Here is an 11,008-nt window from a genome sequence, read left to right as displayed (position 1 = left end):
TAACCAGCCTATATAACGAAATAGAGAATTCAGGTCAAAAAAAGTGGGGTGCAGGGCAACCCACGATTTTTAGGGCCTTGAAACTCCCAAAGTCAGGTTCGGCACGCTCTGCTCAGGCGCGAGCAGCCGCATAAGCCCTTGAAGAAGCGGCGCAGTCGAAAGCGGAATACGACGCGCGCGCACTAACACGAGCTTCACGCACACTCAACTGTCCAAAGTTTTTTGATAGAGCAGATGCCTTACTCTCAAGGCATCCGCTCTATTTTTTTGCTTGCAAAACTCATTGAAATATTGTACAATCATTAGTTAGCCAAGGCTAACGTTTCTAGATAGTTTTCATGTCGCATATTTACCGTGAACTAAAGCCCATTCCGATTCCTGACTTCTGCCTCATCAATCGAGGCAACGGTCGTGTCTTCATCTCTACGCGCACCAAAGACAACCGCCGCAATCAGCTCGTTCTTGGACGTGCCGTCAAGGACCCTGTGACGGGGACTCTCTCGCTCATGTACCCCAACGACACCTTCCGCATGCGCTACCCCGCCGAATGGGCGAAGGTTTATGGAGAACCGCGTCTGCCGTTCGAATTTCACATCGGGCTCTACTGCGCAACGCTCGCCATCGGCCGGAGCACGGGCCTCTACGACATTCTCCAAGAGGCCATGGGCCCCAAGAACGGCAATGCGGTGATGGACTACGCAATGTTCCTGCTCCGCTCCCGAAGCAACACCACGCAGCTCTTCGCCGAAACCATGCGCACTCAAGCACTCTTTTCGGAACGGGCGTATGAAGACACTTGGTACTCGGAGCTGTTCGGTAGCATCTCCAGCGAAGAAATCAATGCATTGCGATCCGGTTGGCTAGACCGGTGTAAAGCAAATGGCACCAGGCTTGTATGGCTTTGCATTGACGGCTCCAACAACGATTGCGCCGTTTCTGAAAGTCGCCTTGCTGCCAAGGGAGCCGCCAAATCTCACAAGAACGTCAATATCGTCAGCTACATATGGGCTGTTGATGAAGCCAGAGGTGTTCCGGTCACGTGGTTTGTCAACCACGGAGGGATGGTTGATGCCAAGGCAATCAAGCGCCTGGTCAAGACTCTGACGGACAAAGACATTGATGTCGCAGGCATCATTCTCGATCGCGGCTTCTGCTCTCAAGAAGTCATGTCGCTGATTGAGGAGTGCGGCTATGCCTGGGTCATCATGCTCAAGGAGTCAACGGCAGGCTTCAAGGAGATGTACAAGCGGCATTCGGCGGAGATCCGCTGTCAGGTCCGCCACATCGTCGATCAGAAGTTCCTCTTCGGCATTACTGACAAAGTCAAGCTCTTCAAGGAGAGCACTCACGAGGACTGCGTGGCGCTCTTCTACGACCACGTCAACGGCGGCGCTCGAGCGGAGCACTTGTCGTTAAAGATCCTCTGCGAGAAGGCAAAGCTCACCAAGAAGCTTGCCAAACCGCAGAAGGCCAACGGCAAGGAGACAATCAGCGTTTCTGCCGAGTTGCGCCCCTACCTTGAGATCGTTGAGGAGGAAGGCGTCAAGAAAGTAGTCGTTAAAGAACAGAAGTGGCAGGAAGCCTTGGAGGCGAAGGGCTTTTATGCCATTGCTTCGTCCGAAGACATGACTGCCGACGAAATCGACGAACGTTACGATCGCCGCGATGCTTCAGAGAAACAGTTCATGATCCTGAAGAAGCAGCTGGGCTTCCATACCACGCGCGTCCACAGCGACAAGAGCATTGAAAGCAAATTCACCGCTGCCTTTGTCGCAGCCATCATTCGCTCGCAAATGCTCAATCTCTGCAAGCGGCTCGGTTTTGACGTAAACAAGATGATCCTGGAGACGGATCGATGCCGGATTTTCAAAACCACAAGCGACACGTATGACTTTACCAATGACATGCTGAGTTCAACGAGCAGCTTTCTGGCCGGGCTTGGATTGTCGCAGAGGCATTTCGAGGCGGTTGCACTGGACATCTCCAATAGAGCGGCGGATCAGCACTTCGAGAGCATGACTCGCACGCTGCCGCCTCTCGATGAAACGAAGTGGAATCCACAGAATGAGGAAGAGCCGGCAAGCGGCAATGAACCAAAGCAAGAGTCGCAGGCAGCTGCGGCCGAAGACGTCTCCGTTGCAGATGAAGCACCGCCAAAAGCTGAGCCGGAGCGTCGTGGTCCGGGGCGTCCCCGGGGCTCCCTGAACCAAAAGACCCTCGAAAAACAGGCTCAAGCCGAAGAAGAACGCCGCAAAGCCGAAGCGTTGGGTTTGAAGGTCGAAGAGCCCGTGAAGCGCAAGCCAGGCCGCCCGAAAGGCTCAAAGAACAAGAGTACGCCGACACAGGCGGATCTCTCGCAGGAGACGAAGGAGAAGCGCAAAGCTGGACGTCCCAAGGGAGCTTGGAATCAGAAGCGCATCGACCGGGAAGTCGCCAAGTTGGTCGAAGCAGCCAAGCGCGAGGCGGCTCAGAAGTCTGGGGAGCGAACGGTCGGACGCCCCAAAGGGCGCAAGAACGACAAGACGCTTGAGAAAGAGGCTAGAGAGAAGGTGATGGCGTTAATGCGGGCAGAGCAGGAGCGGCTTCAGAGGGACGAGAACGGCGTGTGAAAAAGCCGGTTAAACGGTTTCGCTGAGGGGGAATATTTTTGCCTTCTCGCGAGGTCCGTGTTAGCCGGCTAGCGGAAATTCACGGATGGAATAGCCCCTGACGGAGCGTCCCCGACTCGTTGTCAACTCGGGGGTAAGGGGGTGTTGTACCCGCTGCGCGGATTTATGGCGACTAGATGAGATCGATTCTCAATTCAGCCTCAGAGATCGGAGCTCCGAGGCCAGATGAAATATCAAGGCTAAGTGATAAAAGATTCTCCTCAGGCCGCAGCATCATGGCTCAAACGAAAGATGGTGCACGTCTCCCCTGCACCCGCAGAGACGCCGCGTGCTCTGAAATAGAAAAGGACCGGCAAAGCTTCTTCAAGCTCCCGGTCCTTTGTCCTAAGAATGACCACAGATTACTTCTGGAGGATCTTGATGTTCCTCAGGCGATTGATCGCGTCCTCGAGCACCCGGTCGTCGCCCTTCGCGAAATGCAGACGAATGTAGTCGTGCACGGGCTCGCGGAAGAAGCTCGATCCCGGAACGGCGCCGAGCTTCACCTTTTCGGCGAGGTCGAGGCAGAACTGATAGTCGTCGTCATAGCCGAAGTCACTGATGTCGACGAGCACGAAGTACGTGCCCTGCGGACGGAAGTACCTGAGGCCCAAGGAATCGAGTCCTGAAAGGAAGAGATCGCGCCGGTGCGTGTATTCGGCCTGAAGCTCCTCATAGTAGTCGTCGCCGAACTTGAGGCCCGTAACGGCCGCTTCCTGGAGGGGCGCCGCAGCGCCGACCGTCAGGAAGTCGTGAACCTTGCGGACGCGGTCGAGCGCTTCCGCGGGCCCGAGGACGTAGCCCAGGCGCCAGCCCGTGATCGAATAGGTCTTCGAGAGCGAGTTGCAGACAATCGTGCGCTCGCGCATGCCGGGGAGCGCCGCAAAGTACGTATGGACCGCGGGCTTGTAGATGATGTGCTCGTAGACCTCGTCCGTAATCACGAAGGCGTCGAATTCCTTCACGATTTTCGCGATCGCAAGGAGCTCGTCCCTCGTGAAGACCTTGCCGGACGGATTGGACGGGTTGCAGAGAATGAGGGCCTTCGCGCCCTGACGGAAGGCATTTCTGAGCTCCTCCTCGTCAAACGAGAAGGAAGGGGGCTTCAGCGGCACGAAAATGGGTTCTGCGCCCGAAAGGATCGCGTCGGCGCCGTAGTTCTCGTAGAAGGGCGAGAAGATCGCCACCTTGTCGCCGGGGTTCACCGTTGCGAGAACGGAGGCCATCATGGCTTCCGTGCCGCCGCAGGTGACGGCGACCTCGGAATTCGGATCGTATTCGAGTCCGCTGAAGTGCTTCACCTTTTCGCAGAGCGCTTCGCGGAAATTCTGCGCGCCCCAGGTGGTTGCATACTGGTGCGGTCCCTGGTAGGCGACTTCCGCAAGGCGCTTCAGCATCGGTTCGGGCGGGTTGTAGTCGGGGAACCCCTGCGCGAGGTTGAGGGCGCCGTATTTGGCGCAGACGCGGCTCATGCGGCGGATGACGGAATCGGTAAAGGTGCTGCTGCGTTGGCTCAGCGTGATCATGAATATCTCCCCTGCTCGAACGAAAAGCTTCGATGGCGTTTGTCTCATGATTCTGCGCTCATCCGCAGAGAGATCAGGGATTGATTGAAGTAATACCTGCGCCATCTCAATGCGTCCTATACCAACGACCTAACCCAAACGAACTATCAAAAATGGGAAGAACTTTTCTCTGAAGTGATCGGAGACGCGAGGAAAGATCCGATAGACGCATCCAATCGATTCCAATAGATTGTTTTCAAGGGGCCCGCACGAAGCCGACCACTTCAGGCGATCCCCAAGGCCCCGCATCAAGAATCGGGCGCACCCGCAAAAATCAACCGCAAAAAGGAATCCGACCAAATGCCTCTCTCCAGAATTACGCTCGCCGCCGCAGCCGCTGCGCTCTCCCTCACAGCAGCCGCTGCCGCCTCCGCCGCCGAGGTTCAGATCTCCGGCATCATTGCCGAAGGCTTCTACTACACGAACCCCAAGAACGGCGACGATTCGTTCAAGATGGCCGGCTACAAGGAAACGCCGTGGGATTCCGCCATCAACCTGAAAGGCACGGAAAAGCTCTGGGACGACTGGTACGCGGGCTTTCATGTCGGCTCCACCATCGCGCTCGACACGGGGTCTCTCGCCAACCAGGATCACCTTTTCGGCTCCACGCGCCTCTTCGTCGGCAACAACGACATTGAGTTCTCCTTCGGCCGAATCGCGAACTTCTCCTGCGCGACGCAGCCCTATTCCATGTACATGCGCCTTCGCGCCAACATGACGAACGCGAGCTTCGTGGGCATCGCCCCGGCAAACGTCACCTTCAATGCGCCGGAAAACCTCGACAACGCCGTCGCCTTCTCGACCAAGGGCACGAAAGGCTTCTTCCTTCAGGGTCTTTATTCCAACGGCTCGGAAACCCAGGAAAAGAACTACGGCTGGTCGGACCGCAACATCGTCGCTCAGCTCGCAGGCGGCTGGACGGGCGAAAAGCTCCGCTTCGGCACCATCCTCTCCTGGGAGAAGCCTGATCATCTCAATCCCGAGGCCCCGAAGAAGCATGACACCTTCGGCACGCACCTGATCGCGAGCTACGACTTCGGGCCCGTTGTCTCTGCCGTCACCTACTACCACGGCGAAAACGACTGGCGCATCGGCGCTGCTGCCGACCTCAGAAACCAGATGGTCGGAGCTTCACGCTACGACCAGTCCGCAAAAGGCCTGAGAAGCAACGCCGTTGTGGTGACGGCCGCCTATCCCGTGGGACGCCACACCTTCACGGGGTCCCTCACCTACGGGAAGTTTGAATGGCAGGGGAATAAAGAAGGCCTCAGCGAAACCGAAGGCACCGTCATTTCGGGCGGCAGCGTCTACTACTACGCGCTTTCAAAGCGCACGCGCCTTTATCTCGCCGCCTCCTACGCTGACGGCGACAAGCTGTTGTCCAAACCTGCCCGCTTCAACCAGTTCATGGGTGCGGCCGGCATGATGCACAACTTCTGATTTTTAGCAGAGAAACACTCCTCTTTTCTTCATATTCTTTCTCGGAAGTCTGCCCGGAAGAGGCCCCGAAAGCCTCTCCGGGATTTTTTTGCTGTTGAACTTCACTCCAGACATCGGGGAGGCTCCCAGAAGAGCTTCTTGCCGCCTATCTCGCGATGGAAAATTGATGAGGCCGAGCTCTATCCGGAAGCGTCGAAGCATTGCTCCCCGGTTTCGACAAGCCGCTTTCGGGCTCTGATTCTGAATACTGCGCTGCGGCCGGCAATCCGGCAGCAAGCCCCATCTTTCACCCATCAAACCTCATTGGCGCGCCTTCCTGCGCATCCCGCCGAAACCCTGATCCAAATCAAAGCGTCCCCGGGCATAAACCGAATTGACTAAGCAGATTCTTTCTTCATCGCGCTCATAGAATCGAAAGACCCCAAGCCGGACAAGGCCCGGCAGCGATTTTTCTGTTTACCGATACTTTTTCCGGAGACACTCAACATGGCGCTTCAACTTCGTCTCAAGGTTCGCGACTGGGATTTCTGGACGCCGCTTCTTCTGGGCGACGTCAAATCCGAGAAGCTCGACATTCAGACCACCCGCGTTTCGTCCCTCATCGACAACGTTGCCGAGGACCCGGAAGCGGATGCCGCCGAGATGAGTCTTTCGCGCTACAACCTGCGCATCGACCAGAATAAGGCCCAGGGCATCGTCGCCGTTCCCTTCTTCATCATGCGGGGCTTCCGCACCCGCAACATCGTGACGACGAACGGGAGTCCCCTCGAGCGCATTGAAGACCTCGAAGGAAAGACCATCGGGCTTTCGGGCTGGCAGGATTCCGGCAACACCTGGACCCGGGCGCTTCTGCGCCGCGCGGGCGTCGACTGCGACAAGATCAACTGGGTGCTCTCGCGCTGCACTGCCAAGGACAAGGTCGAGCCCAACCGCGGCAAGGACTTCTGGAACGGCGCCAACATCACGCACGAGGAAAACGAGGTTCCGCTCGTCGACATGCTCCATAGCGGCCGCATCGATGCGATGTTCCAGGCCTTCATGCCGCAGGGCTACTGCGAAGGGAAGCTTGGCCTGCGCCCCGTCGTGCGCGACTTCAAGGCTCACGAAATCGCCTACTTCAGGGAAACGGGCTACGTCCCGGGGATCCACATCCTCGCCCTCAAGGAATCCTTCGTGCGCGCCAATCCCTGGGCCGTGAAGGAGCTCTGCGAAACGCTCGACGCCTCGAGAAAGCTCTGGCGCGAAAAGCGCCGCCGCTACGCCGAAACGACGCCCTGGGTGCTTCAGGACCTGATCGACGAGGGAACGCAGCTCTCCCCCGACTACGACGCCTGGGGGTTCGAGGCGAATGAAAGGATGGTCGACGACTTCTGCCGCGAGGCCTATGAGCAGCACTTGACGGAGCACCTCAATACCGCAAGGAAGCTCTTTCCGGAGGACTTTGCAAAATGATTGAAGAAAAGAATTTCCGCGTGGCGCTCGGCCAGTTCTTCGTGAAGGAAACGAGCGAAGAGAATCAGGCGATCACCCGCGACTTCATCGAGCGCGCCGAAAAGAAGGGCGCCGACCTCCTCGTCCTTCCCGAAGGCATCATCGCGAGAAAGCCGGGCGACAAGGACTGGCCGCGCCTTCACAGCGAACCGCTGGACGGCCCCTTCGTGACGGCGCTCCTTGCCGCTACCAAAGGAAAGCGCGTCACCGTCGTCTGCACCGTGCAGGCGAAGATCCCGGGCGAGGAACGCTACGCCAACGACCTTCTCGTCGTGAAGGACGGGGAACTGAAGCTCGTCTACCAGAAGCTCCATCTCTACGACGCCTTCAGCGCGAAGGAAAGCGACAACGCCGTTCCGGGCGATGAAGTCCCCGCGCTCGTTGATGTCGGCCCCTTCAAATGCGGCTTCATCACGTGCTACGACGCGCGCTTCCCCGAAATCACGCGCGCGCTTGCGCTCGCGGGCGCCAACCTCCTCGTGGTGTCGGCCGCCTGGGTGAAGGGCCCCCTGAAGGAAATGCACTGGGATCTGTCGCTGAGAGCCCGTGCGCTTGAAAACACCTGCTTCGTCGCGGGCGTAAGCGAATGCGGACCGGTCAACATCGGCTCCTCGAAGCTCGTTGACCCCTTCGGCGTCGTCGTTGCCCAGTGCGGCACGACGGACGAGCTCCTCGTCGCCGACATCGATCCCGCCCGGGTTGAAAAGTGCAGGAAGGCGCTCCCCGTTCTCGAAAACCGCCGCTTTGCCGCGCCCAGACTCCGCGAAGCGGGCGAACTCTGATACGACCGAACCATTTGAGGAAAAATCATGAAGCACGCATTCACTGCCGCAGCCGCTGCCGCCGCTCTTCTCTTCGGCGCAGGTTCCGCCTTCGCCGCCGACATTCCCGTTCAGAAGCTTGATCCCGCGCTCAACGCTCAGCTCCCGCAGGCCATTAAGGATGCGGGCGTCATCCGCAACTGCGTGATCGGAAGCTTCTCGCCCTACACGATCACGCGCGCCGACAAGACGATTGAAGGCGCCGCGATGGACCTCACCAAGGCGCTCGGCGAAGTGCTCGGCGTCAAAATCGAAACGACGAAGATCGCCGGCCATTCCGCCACGATGCTCGGCCTCAAGTCCGGGCGCTACGACGTCTCGCTTGAACCCGTGGGCGACTATCCCGACCGCGAGGTCAATTACGACTTCGTCGACTACGTGCAGGAATTCGTGGTCTTCGCCGTCAAGAAGGGGAATCCCCACAACATCAGAAGCATTGCCGACACCTGCGGCCTTCGCGTTTCCGTGATGGCGGCGGGAAGCGCCGAACGCGTCATCAAGAAGCAGTCGGAAGTGTGCGTGAAGGAAGGAAAGAAGCCCGTCACGGTGCTCTCCTTTGAAGGTCAGGCGGCGCCCACGATGGCGCTCTCCTCTGGCCGCGCCGACGCCTTCTTCTCGAGCCAGGCGCCGCTCACCTACTTCGTGAGCCAGTCGGGCGGAAAGCTTGAGCTCGCCGCCGTGGGCGAAAAGAACGGCTTCAGCGACATCTTCCAGGGGGCGGTGCTCCCGAAGGGCAGCGCTTTGACGCCCGTCATTCTTGAAGGCATGAAGGTGCTCTTCAAGAACGGCACCTATCAGGCGGTCCTCGACAAGTGGAACCTCACCTACAACAAGCTTGAAGCCCCCGGCATCAACCTCGCCACCCAGAAGAAGTAATTTCCGCACGCTTCTCGCCCGGACGGAGCGGATTCCCCAAGCCCCCGTCCGGGCGGCATCACGCATTTCCCCTTTCAATAGAACAAATCAGAGCCTCCCCACATGACGACCACCAGCACTACGGGCGCGGCAGAGAAGCCGCGGAAATGGACATCCGAAGAGCTTGCCAGAACGGCAATCGACGTGAGCACCGCCGTTCCGCGCCGTCATCCCGTGCGGCTCGCCGTTACCCTCCTCATCGCGCTTCTCCTCGTCGCCGCGGTTGCCGCCTGCGCGGTCAACCCCAACTTCGGCTGGCAGACCGTGGGCGAATACCTTTTTGCGCCGAGCGTTCTCACGGGCATCAAGATGACGCTCTCCCTCACGGTGGTCTCGATGATTCTCGGCACCGTGCTCGGGCTCCTCTGCGCGATGTTCAAGATGAGCAATATGCGCTTCTTTGCGTGGCTCGCGGACCTCTACCTCTGGTTCTTCCGCTCGACTCCGCTTCTCGTGCAGCTCCTCTTCTGGTACAACTTCGCGGCGCTCTTCCCCACGCTCGGAATCCCCGGCGTCTGGACGGTCGCGACGAACGACGTGATCACGCCGCTCACCGCCGCGATCGTGGGGCTTTCGCTCAATGAAGGCGCCTACATGGGCGAAATCATCCGCGCGGGCCTCCAGTCCGTGGATCCGGCGCAGCGTGAAACCGCGGAAGCCTTCGGCATGAGCAAGCGCCAGATTCTCTTTCGCGTGCTCCTTCCCCAGGCCATGCGCTCCATCATCCCGCCGACCGGGAACCAGGTCATTTCAATGGTGAAGGCGACGGCCATGGTTTCCGTGATCGCCATGGACGACCTCCTTTATTCCGTCCAGACGATCTACAACGAAAACTTCCAGATCATCCCGCTCCTTCTCGTCGCCGTCATCTGGTACCTCGTCATCACCTCGGTGCTTACCGTCGTGCAGGCGAAGATCGAGCGCTACTACGGCAGAAGCGAGCGCAATTCGGGCTACGTGCCTGAAGCGCCCCAGGCCTGAGGCATCGTTGGGAATCACAGGAGAAGAAAAACATGGCAGCAGATCAGATCCTTGACGAAGCAACGGAAGTTCACCCGATCAAGACGGGCCCGGCGATCGTCGTTCGCGCGAGCAACGTAAAGAAGTCCTTTGGTCAGAACGAAGTTCTGAAAGGAATCAACCTCGAAGTCCACCGCGGCAAGGTGGTCGTCATCCTCGGCCCCTCGGGCTCGGGGAAGTCGACGCTCCTGAGAACCATCAATCATCTCGAATCCATCGATTCGGGCTCGATTCAGGTGGACGGCGTTCAGATCGGCTACGTCGAGAAGAACGGCCGCCTCGAGGAAGCGCCCTACCCGGTTCTAGCGCAGCAGCGCCGCCGGATCGGCATAGTCTTTCAGAGCTTCAACCTCTTCCCGCACATGACGGTCCTTGAAAACGTCATGGAAGCCCCCGTGCACGTGCACGGCGAAGACCCGGAAATTGTGAGAAAGCGCGCCCTGAAGCTCCTGAAGCGCGTGGGGCTCCTTGAGAAGGCCGGGGAATACCCCCGCCGTCTCTCGGGCGGCCAGCAGCAGCGCGTCGCCATTGCCCGCGCGCTCTGCATCCAGCCCGACCTGCTGCTTTTTGACGAACCCACGTCCGCGCTCGACCCGGAACTTGTGGGCGAAGTCCTCAACACCATCCGCGACCTCGCGAAGGAAGGCTTCACCATGGTCGTCGTCACGCACGAAATTCCCTTCTCGCGCGAAGTGGCCGACTGGGTGGTCTTCATGGCGGACGGCCGCGTCGTTGAGGAGGGAAAGCCCCGCGACGTCCTCGTCAATCCGCAGCAGCCGCGCACGCGCGAGTTCCTGAAGCGCTACATCTGAAAGGTTCAGAGCCGGCTCTCCGTCCGGACCCTGATCTGAGAAAAGCTCCGCCGGCAGCAGCACGGACGGAGCTTTTCTTTTGAGGGACTTCACTCCGCAAGTCCCATTCGGGAAGCCTTCGGTACGCGAGGAAGCGCGACAACGGTCGGCCTAATGCCCGATGCGGCGGAGAACGCCCCGCGGCTAACATGACGCCAAAACCTGAGTTTGGGAGTTTGAAAGCAGAAAAAAGGGCGCCCATCCCTGCAGCAGTAGGATAGCGCCCTTTTTTATTTTTTTACGCTATAGGCTTGCTT

8 protein-coding genes are annotated in these 11,008 nt (G+C 58.8%); 7 read left to right on the top strand and 1 reads right to left on the bottom strand.

Annotated elements, in window-relative coordinates; all coding sequences use genetic code 11:
• The first annotated feature begins 338 nt into the window (after nucleotides 1-338).
• Nucleotides 339-2,609, top strand: a complete 2,271-nt coding sequence (locus GBM95_RS09480) for an IS1634 family transposase (RefSeq protein ID WP_152158878.1) — start codon at nucleotides 339-341, stop codon at nucleotides 2,607-2,609.
• A gap of 401 nt (nucleotides 2,610-3,010) precedes the next feature.
• Here GBM95_RS09480 and GBM95_RS09475 read toward each other — a convergent pair whose 3' ends face one another.
• Complete coding sequence (locus GBM95_RS09475; protein WP_152158877.1) at nucleotides 3,011-4,174, bottom strand: pyridoxal phosphate-dependent aminotransferase; 1,164 nt, start codon at nucleotides 4,172-4,174, stop codon at nucleotides 3,011-3,013.
• Nucleotides 4,175-4,513: 339 nt separating this feature from the next.
• Between GBM95_RS09475 and GBM95_RS09470 the strand changes: the two genes are divergently transcribed.
• The 6 genes from GBM95_RS09470 to GBM95_RS09445 all read left to right on the top strand — a co-directional run bounded on the left by GBM95_RS09470 (nucleotide 4,514) and on the right by GBM95_RS09445 (nucleotide 10,712).
• Nucleotides 4,514-5,653, top strand: a complete 1,140-nt coding sequence (locus GBM95_RS09470) for a porin (protein ID WP_152158876.1) — start codon at nucleotides 4,514-4,516, stop codon at nucleotides 5,651-5,653.
• Between the two features lie 486 nt (nucleotides 5,654-6,139).
• Nucleotides 6,140-7,105 carry an ABC transporter substrate-binding protein gene (locus GBM95_RS09465; RefSeq protein ID WP_152158875.1) on the top strand — a complete coding sequence of 322 codons (966 nt, stop codon included), beginning with the start codon at nucleotides 6,140-6,142 and terminating at the stop codon, nucleotides 7,103-7,105.
• Complete coding sequence (locus GBM95_RS09460) at nucleotides 7,102-7,926, top strand: nitrilase-related carbon-nitrogen hydrolase (protein WP_152158874.1); 825 nt, start codon at nucleotides 7,102-7,104, stop codon at nucleotides 7,924-7,926. The genes GBM95_RS09465 and GBM95_RS09460 overlap by 4 nt, the downstream gene beginning before the upstream one ends.
• A gap of 27 nt (nucleotides 7,927-7,953) precedes the next feature.
• Complete coding sequence (locus tag GBM95_RS09455) at nucleotides 7,954-8,841, top strand: ABC transporter substrate-binding protein (RefSeq protein WP_152158873.1); 888 nt, start codon at nucleotides 7,954-7,956, stop codon at nucleotides 8,839-8,841.
• Nucleotides 8,842-8,943: 102 nt separating this feature from the next.
• Nucleotides 8,944-9,861, top strand: coding sequence for an amino acid ABC transporter permease (locus GBM95_RS09450; RefSeq protein WP_152158872.1), 918 nt, complete (start codon nucleotides 8,944-8,946; stop codon nucleotides 9,859-9,861).
• Nucleotides 9,862-9,893: 32 nt separating this feature from the next.
• Nucleotides 9,894-10,712: an amino acid ABC transporter ATP-binding protein gene (locus tag GBM95_RS09445; protein WP_152158871.1), complete on the top strand. Its 819-nt coding sequence runs from the start codon at nucleotides 9,894-9,896 to the stop codon at nucleotides 10,710-10,712.
• Nucleotides 10,713-11,008: the final 296 nt, after the last annotated feature.

Source organism: Sutterella seckii, from assembly GCF_009183815.1.
GTDB classification, from domain to species: Bacteria; Pseudomonadota; Gammaproteobacteria; order Burkholderiales; family Burkholderiaceae_F; genus Sutterella; species Sutterella seckii.
The sequence above is the reverse complement of the archived record's forward strand: the minus strand, read 5'-3'. Positions and strand labels throughout refer to the sequence as shown.